The 13,818-nt window shown below is 71.6% G+C and carries 17 protein-coding genes; 1 reads left to right on the plus strand and 16 read right to left on the minus strand.

Annotation, left to right across the window (positions count from 1 at the left end; genetic code table 11):
* Nucleotides 1-17: 17 nt before the first annotated feature.
* The 7 genes from AB0E07_RS24060 to AB0E07_RS24090 form a co-directional block, all read right to left on the minus strand.
* Nucleotides 18-560, minus strand: a complete 543-nt coding sequence (locus AB0E07_RS24060) for a hypothetical protein (RefSeq protein ID WP_362255695.1) — start codon at nt 558-560, stop codon at nt 18-20.
* Complete coding sequence (locus tag AB0E07_RS24065) at nt 557-1,252, minus strand: hypothetical protein (RefSeq protein ID WP_362255698.1); 696 nt, start codon at nt 1,250-1,252, stop codon at nt 557-559. Before AB0E07_RS24065 ends, AB0E07_RS24060 begins: the two co-directional genes overlap by 4 nt.
* A gap of 52 nt (nt 1,253-1,304) precedes the next feature.
* A complete protein-coding gene (locus AB0E07_RS24070; RefSeq protein WP_362255701.1) occupies nt 1,305-2,294 on the minus strand; it encodes a hypothetical protein in 990 nt (329 codons plus the stop codon).
* A 70-nt stretch (nt 2,295-2,364) separates the two neighbouring features.
* On the minus strand, nt 2,365-2,880 hold the full coding sequence (locus AB0E07_RS24075; RefSeq protein WP_362255704.1) for a hypothetical protein: 516 nt from the start codon (nt 2,878-2,880) through the stop codon (nt 2,365-2,367).
* A gap of 56 nt (nt 2,881-2,936) precedes the next feature.
* The gene (locus tag AB0E07_RS24080; RefSeq protein ID WP_362255707.1) at nt 2,937-3,719 is read right to left on the minus strand and encodes a hypothetical protein; all 783 of its coding nucleotides are present in this window, start codon (nt 3,717-3,719) and stop codon (nt 2,937-2,939) included.
* 42 nt (nt 3,720-3,761) lie between these two features.
* Nucleotides 3,762-4,145: a hypothetical protein gene (locus AB0E07_RS24085; RefSeq protein ID WP_362255710.1), complete on the minus strand. Its 384-nt coding sequence runs from the start codon at nt 4,143-4,145 to the stop codon at nt 3,762-3,764.
* A 180-nt stretch (nt 4,146-4,325) separates the two neighbouring features.
* Nucleotides 4,326-5,234: a hypothetical protein gene (locus AB0E07_RS24090; protein WP_362255713.1), complete on the minus strand. Its 909-nt coding sequence runs from the start codon at nt 5,232-5,234 to the stop codon at nt 4,326-4,328.
* A 118-nt stretch (nt 5,235-5,352) separates the two neighbouring features.
* Here AB0E07_RS24090 and AB0E07_RS24095 point away from each other — a divergent pair, with 118 nt between their 5' ends.
* The gene (locus AB0E07_RS24095; RefSeq protein ID WP_362255717.1) at nt 5,353-5,751 is read left to right on the plus strand and encodes a hypothetical protein; all 399 of its coding nucleotides are present in this window, start codon (nt 5,353-5,355) and stop codon (nt 5,749-5,751) included.
* A gap of 86 nt (nt 5,752-5,837) precedes the next feature.
* On the opposite strand, the gene AB0E07_RS24100 is transcribed toward AB0E07_RS24095, so the two are convergent.
* The 9 genes from AB0E07_RS24100 to AB0E07_RS24140 all read right to left on the minus strand — a co-directional run bounded on the left by AB0E07_RS24100 (nt 5,838) and on the right by AB0E07_RS24140 (nt 13,599).
* Nucleotides 5,838-6,164, minus strand: coding sequence for a hypothetical protein (locus AB0E07_RS24100; protein ID WP_362255720.1), 327 nt, complete (start codon nt 6,162-6,164; stop codon nt 5,838-5,840).
* Between the two features lie 220 nt (nt 6,165-6,384).
* Nucleotides 6,385-7,899, minus strand: coding sequence for an ATP-binding protein (locus AB0E07_RS24105; RefSeq protein ID WP_362255723.1), 1,515 nt, complete (start codon nt 7,897-7,899; stop codon nt 6,385-6,387).
* Nucleotides 7,900-7,945: 46 nt separating this feature from the next.
* Nucleotides 7,946-8,485, minus strand: coding sequence for a hypothetical protein (locus AB0E07_RS24110; protein WP_362255726.1), 540 nt, complete (start codon nt 8,483-8,485; stop codon nt 7,946-7,948).
* A gap of 24 nt (nt 8,486-8,509) precedes the next feature.
* Nucleotides 8,510-8,980 carry a DUF6238 family protein gene (locus tag AB0E07_RS24115; protein ID WP_362255729.1) on the minus strand — a complete coding sequence of 157 codons (471 nt, stop codon included), beginning with the start codon at nt 8,978-8,980 and terminating at the stop codon, nt 8,510-8,512.
* A gap of 57 nt (nt 8,981-9,037) precedes the next feature.
* Nucleotides 9,038-10,507 (minus strand): SCO6880 family protein, encoded by a 1,470-nt coding sequence (locus AB0E07_RS24120; protein WP_362255732.1) that lies wholly within the window; start codon nt 10,505-10,507, stop codon nt 9,038-9,040.
* An 84-nt stretch (nt 10,508-10,591) separates the two neighbouring features.
* On the minus strand, nt 10,592-11,959 hold the full coding sequence (locus tag AB0E07_RS24125) for an ATP-binding protein (protein ID WP_362255735.1): 1,368 nt from the start codon (nt 11,957-11,959) through the stop codon (nt 10,592-10,594).
* 36 nt (nt 11,960-11,995) lie between these two features.
* Nucleotides 11,996-12,679, minus strand: coding sequence for a hypothetical protein (locus tag AB0E07_RS24130; RefSeq protein ID WP_362255737.1), 684 nt, complete (start codon nt 12,677-12,679; stop codon nt 11,996-11,998).
* The gene (locus AB0E07_RS24135) at nt 12,679-12,987 is read right to left on the minus strand and encodes a DUF6112 family protein (protein WP_362255740.1); all 309 of its coding nucleotides are present in this window, start codon (nt 12,985-12,987) and stop codon (nt 12,679-12,681) included. Before AB0E07_RS24135 ends, AB0E07_RS24130 begins: the two co-directional genes overlap by 1 nt.
* A 243-nt stretch (nt 12,988-13,230) precedes the next feature.
* Entirely contained in the window at nt 13,231-13,599 is a 369-nt protein-coding gene (locus AB0E07_RS24140) for a hypothetical protein (protein WP_362255742.1), read from the minus strand.
* Between the last annotated feature and the right edge of the window lie 219 nt (nt 13,600-13,818).

A 13,818-nucleotide genomic window follows, 5' to 3' on the forward strand; every position in this document is an offset into this window, starting at 1 on the left:
AGTTGATGCCGGAGGTGTCAGGATCGGCGGCGTGTGGGCTGAATGCCGCCGCGGTCGGCGACCCGGCTGTGCTGCCCGGCGACGGGTGTCGAGGAGAGGCCCAAGCTCTGCTCCGGCCCGGCGAGCGGGCGGGTGACGGCTTCCAGCGCCCGGTGGAGGCTGCGCAGCGCGGCGGCATGGCCGAGCGTGACCGCCAGCTGGCTCTCGATGGGGGCGGCGGTGCCCGGGCGGGGTGCGAGCCTTTGGGCGTCGGCCAGGCCAGTCACCGTCGTGCTCAGGTGAGTGGCGGCGCGGTTGCTGTGTGCGAGAGCGGCGGCGAGCTGGCCCAGGTACGCGCGTCCCGCGCTGGTGGCCGCGAGGGGGCTGTCGGCGGTCTGGCGCAGATCCGCGACGAGACCGGAGGACAGGTCGTACACGGTGACCAGCTGGTGCAGCACAGGCGCGAGCGCGGCCTGTGCGCTGCCGGTCTGCGGCAGGACCAGGCTCGCGGAGGTTGTCTCGATGCGGCGCTGCCAGGTGGTCAGGTGGTCGCGGACGATGTCGTCGGCGGTCGGATTCATCGCCGTTGCCCCCTGCGCGGTGCGGTGGGGGCGTGGGGCGGGTAGGTGCGCGGGCCGTCGGGTGAGGGGATGGTGATGTGGAAGCCCTGGAGACGCAGACGGTGCACGCTGATGGTCAGCCGGCGCCGGGCCTCCCTGTCGGTGAGGGAGTCCGGGAGGTGGCATTCGCCGGTGGCGGGGTCGAGCCGGAATCCGCCGTGGGCGAGCAGTTCGATGACGGCGGCGACGTAGCCGGTGCGGATCCGCGGGCGGCGGTGTTCGTCGAGGACGATGTGGACCTGGAGGTGTCCGGGGCTGCTGCGCCGGATCGGGGTGGGCGCGGAGAGGCGGTAGTCGGTCAGCAGCCGGTGGCGCAGCCGGGCCGCGGCGCGGACGGGGTCGGCGGGGACGGCGATGCCGCGCGGGGCTCTCAGGCCCGTCACGTGCTGGTGGCTGGTGTTGGCGGGCAGCATCGTCAGCGCCAGGTACTCGCCTGGGCGGTGGGGGCGGGGCATGACGTACAGCTGCAGACCCCAGTGGTGGGTGAGCACGCTGCGCTGGACGCTGTCCGTCTCGAACGCGGCGTACGGCAGGGGGCCGCTGTCCCAGATCCTGGCGCTGGCCGGGTCGTTGGCGATGGGCACGGCGGTCGGGTCGTGCCGCCATCCGGGCAGGCGGTCGGCGAGCGCGCGGGTGAACTCCGTTACGTGCAAGGGTGATTCCGCAACCGGTGAGGCGTCGGGGCGGCCGGTCGCGACGGGGCGCTCATGCATGGGCGTCGGTGCGCCGGCAGGTGTAGCCGATGAGTGTCGACTTGCCCGGCGTGGTCGGGACGGTGGCGGCGTCGGAGCAGGTGAACGTGTAGGTGAAGGAGGGAGAGTTGGCGGTGCCGAGCCAGGCACGATCGTCCTTGCCGGGGATGATCTCGTAGCTGGCGAAGACCGTGTCACGCTGGGTGTGCGTGTGGGAGAAGACGACGAGGGCCTGGCCGTCGGTGGTCTTGAGCGCGTAGCTGTCGGGGTACTGGGTGGCGGCCAGGGAGAAGCGGGTGGTGCCGCGGGTGCCGAACTTGGTGCCGGTCTCGTCGTGGACCTTGATCTGACGGGCCGATGCCTTGGAGGAGGCGAAGACCCTCTTGCCGCTGATGTCGCCGCCGGTGGCGAAGTTGTCGCCGACGGCGGTGCGCAGCACGTCGACGGGGGCGGCCACGTTGGCGGTGGAGGTGGCGTCCACGGCGGTGGCGTAGCCCTGGGCATCCAGGGCGATCTTCGGCAGCTTCTTGGTGTCGTTGAGGTCGACGGTGGCGACCATCTCCCACCGCTTCGTCTTCGCCTGCTCGGCCATGACCAGCACGCGGGTGTACTGCTTCTTCTTGCCGCTGAGGCTGACGGCCGCGAACCACTTGGGCTGGCCCGCGGTGATCCGGGGGATGTAGACGTCGGTGGCGTCCAGGTCGTACGACCAGGGCTTATACGTTTCGCGGTCGGCCTTGGGAAGGCCCTCGTTCTCCTTGTAGTCCGCGACCGACTGCGCGTACAGCGGGCCGTCCTCGACGGTGTCGAGGATGCTGCGGCTGGAGTGCGCGTTGGCCTCGTTGTTGATCTTGGAGTAGCGGGCGATCTGGGCGAGGGCCGCCTTCTTCGTCAGCGCCGGCTGGGCGGTCGGGGTCGGCGAGGCGGTGCGGGTGGCCTTGGCCGGGGTGCTCGTGCCGGAGGAGGTGGTGCTGCACGCGGACGCGGTGAGCGCGACGGACACAGCGGTGAGCAGGAGGGCGGCTTGGCGGGCGGTGCGGTGCGAGGGGATGAGGGTGCTCCGGGGGTGGGGATCAGCGGGAACGGGAAGGGGAAGCGGATGCTGCGGCCGACGGCGCGGGCATGGTGGTCGCGGCCGGTGGGGTGCGGGTGTCGGCGGCTGTGCGCAGTTGCTTGGCGGTGCGGGCGAGGTGGATGCGGCTGTCGCCGAGGCGGTCCACGAGCCGTTGCTGCTCGATGGCGACCGCCTGGGTGCGGGCGGGGCCGGGGGCCTGGTGGGCGAGGGCGGCGAGCTGGCCGAGGTGGTGGACGGCGGCACCGAGGGCGGCGAGCGCGAGACCGGCGGGTTCGGCGGCACTTGCGAGCGCGAGGGTCGTGCGGCGCACCGTGACCGTGCCCGTGTCCGGGTAGTTGGTGGCGGCCCGGTGACGGAAGGCGCTCTCGCCGGCCAGGAATGCCAGCAGGCGGGCCAGGTGGCGGACTTCGTCGTCCAGGATCTCGCTCAGTGCCGGATCCGGGCGGATCTGGTCGGGAAGCGGAAGCTGGTCGGAGACGGCGTTGAACTTGTCGGCCATGTCGTGCAGCAGCATCCGCTGGTCGGGATCGGACGCGGACAGCGGTAACTCCTTTGTGCCGAGGCGGTGTTCTACCGCCGGAAGGCGGGCGTCGATGCCGCGGTCACCGTTGTCCTGCTCGCGGCTGCCGGTGCCGTGGCGGGAGGGGGAAGGGGTGCGGCACGGCGGAAGTTGACCCCGATGCCCTGGAGCGTGAGTTTCTGGGCCGCGAGTTGGACCAGCAGGGCGCGCTCCTTGGCGCTGTAGGAGGCTGGCAGCACGAAGGCGAACTCGTCCGGGCGGTACTGGAAGTGGCAGCCGAAGAGCGTCATGCGCGCTTCCTCGGGCACCGCGTCGTACGGTGCGCCCACCACGCCGTCCGGGTACCAGATGAGGGTGAGGGTCTGCGCGGTCTCGGGCGCGGGCTTGCGGTGCGGCGGCTCGGGCTGGGCGAGGGCGTTGGCGCGGACCTCGTCGAGGGCGGCCCGGTAGCGGGGCAGCAGACGCCGGGTGACCGCGGAGGCGGCGCGGACCGGGTCGTCGGGCACGACGATGCCGTCCGGCTCACGCACCGGGGAGATGTGATGGAGCTGGAAGTCCTGGGGCTCCAGCGCCGCCACCACGAACTGGCGGCGGTCAAGGACCCGGTCGGTGACGTAGAGCTGCTCGCCGTCGGGCCCGCCTAGGACGGCGCCAGGGCCGGGGAACAGGTTGACGATGAACTCGACGTGGCCGGCGTCCCAGAGCCCTTCGACGATGGGGATCTGGTCCTCGTAGGTGTCGTGGGGACGGTACTCGCTCGTCCAGGCGCCGGGCAGGCGTGCGGCGAGCGCGGCGGCGAAGACGGACACGGAGGTCGTGGAGGGCGGGGGCATCGGTTCCTGAGATGCTGTGGAGGCTGGTTGGGCCATGGGTGGTCAGCGCCGTGGTGTTCCCGACCCGGCTTGCGGGCCGGGCGGGGACGGAGGCACGCCGGGCCCGGCAGGGGCCTTTTTCAGGAGCGCGTCGAGGTCCGGGGGCGGGTCGTAGTGCGCACGGAGGATGGTGAGATCCGCTTCGGTGGCCATGGCGAGCGCGGACGCGATGCTGCTGGCGGCACCGCGCAGCAGCCAGGGCGGTGATCCGGGTTCCGCTCCGCGGTTTTGGCCCTTCCACCGGGCGGTGACGGCCAGGTGATCGATGACCTCGTTCAGGAACGGCCCGACCGCGTCCAGGAAGGTGTCGAGCACGGCGTGGAACTCGGCCGGGGTCTCGGCCGCTTCCAGGGCCGTGCGGTAGGGGCTCAGGTCCGGGGCGGGCAACGGCTCGGGCGGCAGCGGGTGTTGGTCACGGAAGACTTCGGTGTCGCGGTCCGCCCAGCGGCGCAGGTCCTGCCGTGTGGCGGACCGGGTGTGGTAGGCACGGATCTGTTCGGCGGTGCGTCCGGCGTTGTCGTAGAGCTCGAAGTCTGCGTTGTACAGGGGGACTTCCGATCGGGTGTGTCAGAGGCGCCGGCGGGCCCCGCCCGGTGGCGGGGGTGGACTGACGGACGGTGGGGCGGGCAGCCGCGGCGCCGGTGTGAGCGGGGTGAGGGCCCGCATCCGGTCCTCGGCGATGTGCAGGACCTCCGCGAGGTTGCGGATCTCGGCTGCGGCGTCGGCGAGGTCGTAGGACAGGTCGAAGCCGTCGTCCTCCTCGGCTTCCTTGGCCTTCTCCCCGGCGGCTTCGAAGAACTCGCCGAGCTGCGCCAGCAGGCCGTGGGTGGGCTCCAGGATCTGGTGCAGCAGGCCGGCGGCATCCGCATACGACTCGGCTCCGTTGAGCCGGTCGGTCAAAGCGCGCAGCGCATCGCCGTAGTCGTAGTCGGCGGCACGGTCTGCTGTGCCGGGGACGTCGCGGGACAGGGGAGGGGGCGCTGGTTGGACTGAACGCACGTGAGGGCTTTCGTGGGGCACGACGGGGTGTGGTAGCAGCCCGAGCTGGCCAAGACGGTGGTCGATCGCCTCGATCAGCGGTTGGGCGGTGCCGCCGTTTCGGGCTTCGGGCCGCTGGGGAGCACCGTGGTCGCCGGAGGGGGCCGAGTCGTAGAGGACCTCGAACAGCGTCTGGTCGTCGGGGTGCTCGCGGGTCGCGATCCAGCCCTCCGGGTCTCCGGGCGGGCGCTCGGACGGCGGTTCCTGGGGCGGACTGATGATCAGGCAGCTGTCGTCGGGGAGCCGGACGCGCACGATGTAGGCGCTGAGGCCGAACTCGACGTCGCACTGCAGTCCGCGTGCCCGCAACGGCGTGGTGATGTGCTCGTGGCGACGCCACAGCTCCTGCCACCACGCCGTGTTCACGTTGCGATGGTCGGGAAGCGGCGCGAGCACGGCCGCGCGGGCGTCTGGGGTGTTCGGCTCGTCAGCGGCCACGGCTTCCCCCGCGGGACGCCGGTCGGTGTGACAGAGGTGTCCGACCAGGGACCCCAGCCGACGGCTTCGGGACCGGACCGAAGCCGATCTCGTACTCGTCGTAGGCGTCGATCAGGCCGTGCTCCAGTTGGGCTTCACGGTCGGCGACCTGTGCCATGAGGTCGTCGTGCTCGGCCTGACACTGCTGGTACTCGGCCCAGTCAGCATCGCTGAGGTGAACGGGGCGGTTCAGAACGCTCCTTATGCGGGTGGGGGTGAAACGGGAGGCGCCAACCTTGCGTTGACTCGGCCGGGCCCGCGTTTGGACGGCGGGGATCCGTGGATGCCCGGCGGCCTGGGCTCCGTGCGGCGCGCGCTGTCAGCGGTGGAGGCCGCCTGGCCGGGACCGGGGAAGTGCCGCCGGTCCTTGCCGCCGGGTGAGCGTGGCGTGGAAGTGCTGGAAGGCGAGGTGATCGTCGATTTCCTTGGCCGCGTCGCGCAGGGATTCCGAGGCGCGCCGCAGGAAGGCGCGCGCTGAGGCGTGGTCGATGACCATGCGATTCGTGAGGTAGTGCCGGTCGGTCGGGTTGGCGGACCGTGGCAGGGCAAGGGCGTACTCCGCGGTCACGGTGAAGTGTGGTGCTGCCTGGCTCGACATGGTCGCCGCCGTGGCGAGTGCCGCAGGACGGTGCCGCCGGTACGGGTGGTGTGGTGGGGGCTCCGGGCGAAGTCAGCAGTCAGCCGCAGGACATCGCGGGAGAGGTCCTGTGCGCCGGCGGCGTGCTGGAGCAGCGCGGTGTACGACGGCACGTCCGGTACATGGCCGCTCTCGTCGAGCAGCTCCCACTGGTGGGCGGCGCTGTGCAGTTTGTCCTTCATCGCGTTGAGCGCGCCGGCGAGACGGGAGGCGTCGTCGCTCGGTATCAGATCGCGTGGGAAATCGGGACTCACGGGTTTCTTGCTGCTGTTCTCTCTGTCTTTATGGGCTTGTGCTGGCCGGGGCTGTGCGTGCCTTCCTGAGCTGGATGAGCAGGCGGGAAGGGGTTGGCCCGACCGAGGACGGCAGCTCCGGTTCCGGGAACCCGAGACCGCGATCGCCTCGTCACTGGGCCACCACCCTCGGGTTCCTGGGAATTGAGAAACCGTCAGTCGGAGTGAACTTCCAGCCCTCTCAGCGCAACCGGGCGTCGGTGTCGAAGAGCGAAAGCTCGTGCGGATGCAGGAGGTGCTGGACGATGAAAGATCGTCCGGCGACCTTCCACAGGCCGCGCCCCCGGTTGAGGTGGGCGAGCGCGTCGCTTTCCACCGAGGTGAGGCCCAGCAGGGCTGCTGCGGCATGGAGTTGGTCGGTCTCCTGCCGATAGATGATGCGGGTGGAGCAGTCGGCGAGGAGCCCTTCGGCGAGGGCGCGTCCGCGGGATCCGGCGTCGCCGGCGGTGAGCAGGTCGGAGAGCCGGTGGATGACCATGAGGTTGGCGATGCCCAGGCCGCGGCTCAGCTTCCACTGGGACTGCATGCGCTGCAGGAGGCCGGGGTGGCGCATCAGGCGCCAGGCTTCGTCGTAGACGATCCAGCGCCTCCCGCCGTGCGGGTCGGTGAGCGCGGATTCCATCCAGGCGGACGCGCAGGTCATGGCGAGGACGAGGGCGGTGTCGTCGCCAGCGCCGCCCAGGCGGGACAGGTCGATGGTGAGCATCGGCGAGTTGGGATCGAACGTGACGGTGCTCGGTGCGTCGAACATGCCGGCGAGGTCGCCGTGGACGAGGCGGCGCATGGCGTGGGCGAGGTCGCGGGAGGCGTCGCCGAGGCGGCCGGACATCAGGCCGGCGGCCCGGTCGAGTTCGTCGGGGTTGTTCAGGGTGGCGGCGATGTCGCCGAGCAGCGGGGTGCGTCCGGTCTCGGTGGCGCGGGTGACGACGGCGTCCAGGGCGACGTCGAGGCCGGTGTGCTCCATCGGCAGCAGGTCCCGCCCGAGCACGGTGCGGGCCAGCGAGCCGAGCAGCAGCAGGCGGCGCTTGCGGATCTCGCCCGCCCAGTCCGCCTCCGGGACGCCGGTGGGCCGGGGAGCTGCGTCCAGCGGGTTCAGCTTGCCGGGCAGTCCCGGCCCGAGCGCGATCGAGGTGCCGCCCAGCGCCTGCGCCACCGGCGTCCACTCCCCCTTCGGGTCGCACGGGACGTAGACCCGGTACCCGAAGGCGATCGACCGCAGCGCGAAGGACTTGGCCAGCGCGCTCTTACCCTGGCCGATCACCCCGGCCAGCAGGACGTTCGGGTTGGTGAAGCCCTCGATCCGGCCGTACAAGGCGAACGGATCGAAGCAGAACGACGCCTCCGCGTGCACGTCGCGGCCGATGTAGATGCCCTCGGCACCGAGTCCGCCTTCGGCGAGGAACGGGTAGGCCCCGCTCGCGGTGGCGGTGGTCATGCGGTGCGCGGGGAGCTTGAGCCTGTTGGCGCGGGCGGACGCGGGTCCGGGCCGCCCGCCGGGCGGGAAGAGAGGCGCCGGCATTGCCTGTTCCTCCGCGTCGGCGCCGCTGGTGTGGGCGGCGGCCTCGACGCGCGCTTTCGCGGCGGCCTCGGCGAGCTGCCGACGGGCGGCCTTGCGGGAAGCACGGTCGGCGTGGTGCGGGGTGAACAGGGGGCTGGCGCTGGCGCGGCGTGCTCGGCGCGCAGGCCGGTGACTCATGACGGGGCGGCTTTCACGGGACGGCGGTTGGAAGACGGCGCGGCGGTCAGACGACCGGCGAGGCGGTGAACAGAATCGGAGCCCGGTAGCTCTTGCCGTCGCCCGACCAGTCCAGCTGGATGTAGCCGTCGGCGAGGTAACGCCCGGAGCCCGCCTTGTACTTGAGGGTGCCGGTCGAATACGAGCCGTTGCCGTAGCCATCGCTGTGTTCGAGCGCGTGCTCCAGGCCGGTGTAGGCGCCCGACTTCACGACCGGGTCCGTGCCGCTGACGCTGCGCTTGGTCTGGAGGACGAACCGGGCCTTGTTGAAGGTCAGGGTCGAGCGGTTCTTCGCCGTGTACGGACCGTCCCAGTACACGGTGGCGGTGGTGTAGATGTAGCCGCCGGAGCGCATCGAGCACAACGTCGTGTCGAAGTCCCAGTTGTCGCTGTCGGGACCGCTGTAGCTCGGGTCGTCGACCGAGTGGCTGCTGGTCGTGCAGTGGTAGCTGGCGGCGGATGCCGGAGTGGCGGTGGCCAGGGCGGCGGTGCCGGCGAGCGCGGCGAGGGCGAGGGCGGCGGAGGTGGAGCGCTTCGGGGCGCGCATGGAGGGCCTTTCGGTGGTGCGGGGTTACTGGCTGCAGGTGGTGGTGTGGCCGTGCAGCGGGGTGTTGAGGTCGCGCGGGGTGGTCTTGCGGCGGACGATGTGACCTGCGGCGAGGTGGCGCTGGCAGATGGTCAGGACGGGTGGTCCCTCGGGCAGCCGCTCGGGGTGGCATTCCGTGTCCGTCGGCGTCCTGTCCGCGGCGGGCAGGAGGTGGAAGGCGTCGTGTACCGCGGCGGCGGCCTGGAACAGCCGGGTGTGCGCGGTGGCCAGGTGCCGTCCGGCGGCGGGGTGCGGGGGCCGGGTGGTTGCGGCGAGCTGGTCGAGCAGGTGGTGCAGCGCGGTCAGATGGGCGTGCAGTACATCGAGGTGCACGCGGTCCGCAGGAGATGCGGTGTGTTGGGTGCGTGGGGCGAGGGCGCGGGTGTGGTGGCGGATGCCGGCGCTGGCGGCCCGCAGATACGGGTATGCGTCGCCGACGGGAAGGGCAGAGGACAAAGGGGAAGGGTTCCTTCCTGCCGCGGTGGCAGGACGTCGGCCGGTACCGGGGCGGGGTTACAGGGCCTGGCGGGCGAGCGGAAGGGCGCCGAGCGTGAAGGCGTCGGGCTGCTGGTAGTAGAGGCGGCGCAGGTCGACCTGGGCGGTGACGGCGGCGGTCTCGATCTGCGCGCACGCCGCATCCAGGAGCGCGTCGGTTGCGGCGGACACGGTGAGCAGCCCGGTCAGCGCCACATCGGCGTGGCCGGCGATCAGCTGCCGTTCCCGGGTCTTGACGTCGGCGTATTCGACGGAGTCGGCTTCGGAGTCGACCTGCCCGCGGCGTGAGCGCTCGTTGGCGTCCGCGATGATCGCCGCTTTCTTACGCTGCACGTCGCGCATCGCCGACTCGAGCCCCTGCGGCACGTATATAAGGGAGAGGGCGCGGCGGACTCCGGCGGTGAACATCAGGCCGTGCAGGAATCCGGCTGAGGTTTCGGTGCGGGGCCAGTCCTCGACCCAGTAGGTGGCGTGGCGGGCGGTATCGGTGGCGAGCCGGTCGTACTCCTCGACCTGGACCACGGGCCCGGCGGCGGCCGGGTCGGCTTCCGCCTGGCCGGCGGGAGACCACTGTTGCAGTGCGGACAGCGCCGCCGGGTCGTAGGCGGTGCGGATGACGGCGGCGATCTCTCGTGCGGTCAGCCAGCCGGTCACCGTCAGTCCGGCGCTGCGCGCGGCCTGGGCGATGGCCGAGGTGGTCTGCTCCATCACGGTGAAGCTGCCGGGCAGTCCGCCTCCGGCCTGGTGGATGAGCCGCCGGGCGGCCTTGAGGTCGAGTGAGATCGCCAGGTACGTCTCGTGCGGGGCGGCGGCCGGACCTGCGGAGGCGACCAGTTCGCTGTAGACCTGCCCGGCGACCGGGGTTTCGGGGCGACCCTGCCGGGCCCAGTGCCGGGCGAGGGTATCGCCGCTGTCGGGGACGGTGCGCTCCAGGACCTGCACGGTGGCGACGTGCCCGGTGCGGGCGATGCCCGCCAGAGCCCGCCCCCATCCGGCGACGTTGTGGTTCTGACTCGCCGGGTCCTGGAGGGCGAAGGCCCTGCTGGAGACGCGGGCGACGGCGGTGAGGGTCTGGCCGTGGGGGTCGTGCACGGCGGCGGCTCCGTTGGCGGAGTCGCCGGGGGTGACCACCTTCAACGAGGCGGCGGTGCCGGGCAGGTGCAGGATGCCGTCCTGGCGGGGCCGGGAGACGGGCCGGGCCAGCCACAGACTCTGGCCGGTGCGGCGGCGGTGGGCGTAGCGGGCGACGATCGGCGCCCAGTCGATCAGGGAGCGGCCGTTGCGGCGCACCGCCACCAGGGCGGCGACGACGGCCCAGACCGGAGTCAGGACGAGCGCGCCGAGCAGCCCGCTGGTCACCACCGTGATCGGGAGCAGCGCCAACGCCGTGGAGACGAGCGTGAGTTGGGGGAAGGAGAGGCCCAGGAGGATGCCGCGCCGGGAGCGGTGCGGGAATTTGACCGTGATCGGGGAAGCGAGTTCAGACAAGGAGCCGGTTTCCGGTGGAGCGCGGGGCCGGGACGGCACCCCCAGGGTGCGGGTGCGCGGTGCCGTCCCGGCGCGGAGGGCGGGTCAGAGGCCGGTGGGCGAAGGCGGTGGCGTGCTGGTCCCGGTCGAACTGGGGGAGTTCGGGGACGGCGGGGCGCCCTGCGGCGGCGGAGCCGTGGTCGGCGGAGAGGACTGCCATCCGCCCGCCTGGCCGGCCGCGGTGCCGGACCCGGAGCCGCCGGGGCCGGGGGTTCCGCCCAGCTGGCTGCTGGTGTCGTCGGCGACATGAGTCGGCGGGGGCTGCACGGCCTTCTCCAGACCGCCCTTGGTCCCCTCGCTGCCGGACGACGGTGTTCCGGAGGTGCTGCCTTCGGTGCCCGCGTTCGGCGTGGGGTGGGAGGCGATGTCGCCCGGGAATCCGCCGGGGATGGCGTCCGGACCGTGCGGTGCGCCTCCTCCTCCTGCTGCTGCGGCGGCTCCGCCGGTCCCGGCGGTGGCGACCGCGGCGGCGGCCTTGCGTCCGGCGCGCTCCGCGTGCTGGCGGGCGATCTGCGCGCCCGCTCCGCCGGAGCGGTGCAGTGTTTCGGCGTCGGAGCCTTCGGAGGCGGCCCAGTGCACGAACTTGAACGTCGCGTACGGGCACAGCAGCACCAAGGCCAAGATGACGATGCCGGCCATCACGTCGGCGAGGGCGGCTATGCCGTCCTTGGCCTCGGTCTTGCCCATCGCCGCGATCCCCAGGACGAAAATCACGGTCATCAGGAGCTTGCTGACCACGAGGGTGGCGGTGGCTTCGATCCAGCCCTTGCGCCAGCGCCGGGCGGCTTCCCAGCCGCCGCCGGCTCCGGCGAAGACGGCGAGGGTGACCATGACGAGGATGCCGACCTTGCGGACCATCATCACGCACCAGTAGAGGAAGGCTCCGATCGCGGCGCCGATGCCGACGAAGACAGCGACGAGCCAGCCCAGGCCGGACAGCGAGGCGATCTGCCCCACCTTGACGATGCGCCGCACCGCCGTGGCGATGTCCAAGTTGGCGGCCTTGAAGAGTCCGTCGGAGAGGGCGTCGACGACTTCGATGGCGACGGTGGTGAAGGCGATCGCGGTGAACGCGAAGATCACACCGGCGGCGGTGCCGGTGAATGCCTGGGTGAGTGCCTGGCCGTCACGGCGGATCGCGGCGCGGACGAGCTGGGCGCAGAACGTGGCGACGAGGCAGATCAGACCGATCGGCAAGATCATCTCGTAGTTGTCGCGGAACCACCCGGCATTCAGGTCGACCTTGGTGGTGGTGTTGACCGCCTCGGCGGCCAAGTCGGCTGCGGCGGCGGCGAGTTCACCCGCGCTCTTGGCCATCCAGTTACCGATGGCCGTGCCGGGGTCGGAGGCGAAGTCCACCGCGTCGCCGACGGCACAGAGCTGGGACGCGACAGGGAGGTCGCAGAAGCCCAAAGGGGAGTCCCTCCTTTCTCAGGTGGGCTGGGTGTGTCAGGGCACGACGCTCGGGGCGATGGCGACCAGGGAGCAGTTCGCGCTCGGGCGGCACTGCACGGCGAGGGTGATCGAGCGGTCCTCGGCGCCGGCACCGCCCTTCTTCCAGGCGATCTGCTGCTTGCCGGTGACGGTGACGGCGTAGATGTACGCCTCGGTGATCGCCGCCGGGTCGTCCGCCAGAGCTTCCTTGAACGCCGAGGGGTAGTGGGCCTCGGTGACGGTGGTGGTGGCGTACTGGTCCTGGTCGGCCATCCGCGACCACAGCACCGGATCCGGCACCTGCGCGGCGATCGAGGACCAGTCCGCGTACTGCGTCTCCGACGTCAGCCACGCCTTCATTCCGGCGAGCTGCTCATCGCGGCTGGTGGTGCGGGTGTCGTACGACCACAGCATCGCGGCGGCGGCCCTGGCGAAGGCGACCGGGTCCGCCAGCGGCGGAGGCTTCGCGACCGAACCGGCCCCGGCCGACGCCGACGGGCCGGCGGACACGGAGGTACTGCTGCTCGGCTGGGAGGACGCAGCGGCGGCCTGGTCGCCGCCGGCTGTGCTGCGGCCGGTGAACAGGGCGACGGCGGTGGCGAGGGCCAGCAGGACAGCGAGGCCGGTCGCGATGACGGTGACGCGTTGCCGGGTGGACCAGCCGAGGCCGTAGCCGGACAGGGAGGGGAGTCGTTTCATCAGTGGACTTGCGACCCCAGGGCGGAGAAGAACGCCACGATCCCGTTGGCGGCGCCGAGGCCGAGCGCGGCGCCGGCCGCGACGACGGCGCCCTTCTTGCCGTTGGCCTCGGCCTGGTGGCCACCGGTGTGGTGGCCCCAGGCCCACACGCCGAGGGAGACGGCGAGCGCGCCGACCACGGCGACGATCGCGAAGAGATTGATGCTGTTGACGACGTTCTTCAGCACCGCGAGGCCGGGAAGCCCGCCGCCGGAGGGCGTGATGCCGGGGTCGTAGGCCAGGTACTGCGCAGTTTCGAGCAGGTGCAACAAGGCTCCTTGGGCACGCCGAAACCGGCGCGCGGGGGATCACGGAAAGAGAAGGGGGAGGCGACTTCCTGGAGCCGGAGGGCCGATCAGAGGTGCGGAAGACCACTGGCCCGGTCGGCGTCCGCGCAGGGGCGGAGTGGAGGCGGAAGCTGTCGTGCCGAAGCTGGGGGCGAGGCCGCGTATCGGGCGCTGCTGCTGCCGACGGCGCTGTGGCTCAGACTCCGAACAGGCCGCAGGGGCGCGCTACTTCGGGATCGACGGCTTCGGCGCCGGGTTGGTCTTGTACGGGTTCGCGCAGTTGTAGATCATGTAGCCGCGGCCGATCTTCTTGCCGTCCGACTTGCGGGTGACGGTGCCGCGCGTGTACCAGGTCTTCTCGGACTTCTTGTAGACCCACTGGTCGTAGACGACCTTGTCGTGGCGGTAGCCGATGCCCAAGACCGTGGATGTCTTCGACGGGGCCTTGCGTACCTTGACCGCACTGCAGCTGATGGTGGTGGTGCTGGTGTCGTACGCCTGTGCCGAGGTGGCGGTGGCCAGGCCGCCGGCGGCGACGGCCAGACCCAGGGAGGCTGCCGCGAGGGCACGCCGGGCTCGATGGCGGGGTATCAAGTAGACGCTCCGTACTGTCAGGGAATGGGAGTCGTGGCAGGACCGGTGTCCTGCGGGGGTGTCCGCGGCGGAAAAGGCCCAGGAGGTATCCCGGCGAGGGGTGGTGCGCCGGGGCTGCCGGGCCTGTAGGTTCCGATCTGGTTTGTCGGCTGACGCCGCGATGACCTGCGGCCTTGCGTGGTTGTCTCGACGATCTGTCGGTGCGTTTGTCCAGCCGGG

The sequence above is a fragment of the Streptomyces sp. NPDC048002 genome (genome assembly GCF_040653275.1).
Taxonomy (GTDB): domain Bacteria; phylum Actinomycetota; class Actinomycetes; order Streptomycetales; family Streptomycetaceae; genus Streptomyces.

Bases quoted from the DNA above. Each gene is read 5' to 3' on its own strand.
- AB0E07_RS24075 (WP_362255704.1), bottom strand. From the start codon at position 2,880: ATGCTGCTGCACGACATGGCCGACAAGTTCAACGCCGTCTCCGACCAG.
- AB0E07_RS24105 (WP_362255723.1), bottom strand. From the start codon at position 7,899: ATGAGTCACCGGCCTGCGCGCCGAGCACGCCGCGCCAGCGCCAGCCCC.
- AB0E07_RS24080 (WP_362255707.1), bottom strand. From the start codon at position 3,719: ATGCCCCCGCCCTCCACGACCTCCGTGTCCGTCTTCGCCGCCGCGCTC.
- AB0E07_RS24130 (WP_362255737.1), bottom strand. From the start codon at position 12,679: ATGAAACGACTCCCCTCCCTGTCCGGCTACGGCCTCGGCTGGTCCACC.
- AB0E07_RS24110 (WP_362255726.1), bottom strand. From the start codon at position 8,485: ATGCGCGCCCCGAAGCGCTCCACCTCCGCCGCCCTCGCCCTCGCCGCG.
- AB0E07_RS24060 (WP_362255695.1), bottom strand. From the start codon at position 560: ATGAATCCGACCGCCGACGACATCGTCCGCGACCACCTGACCACCTGG.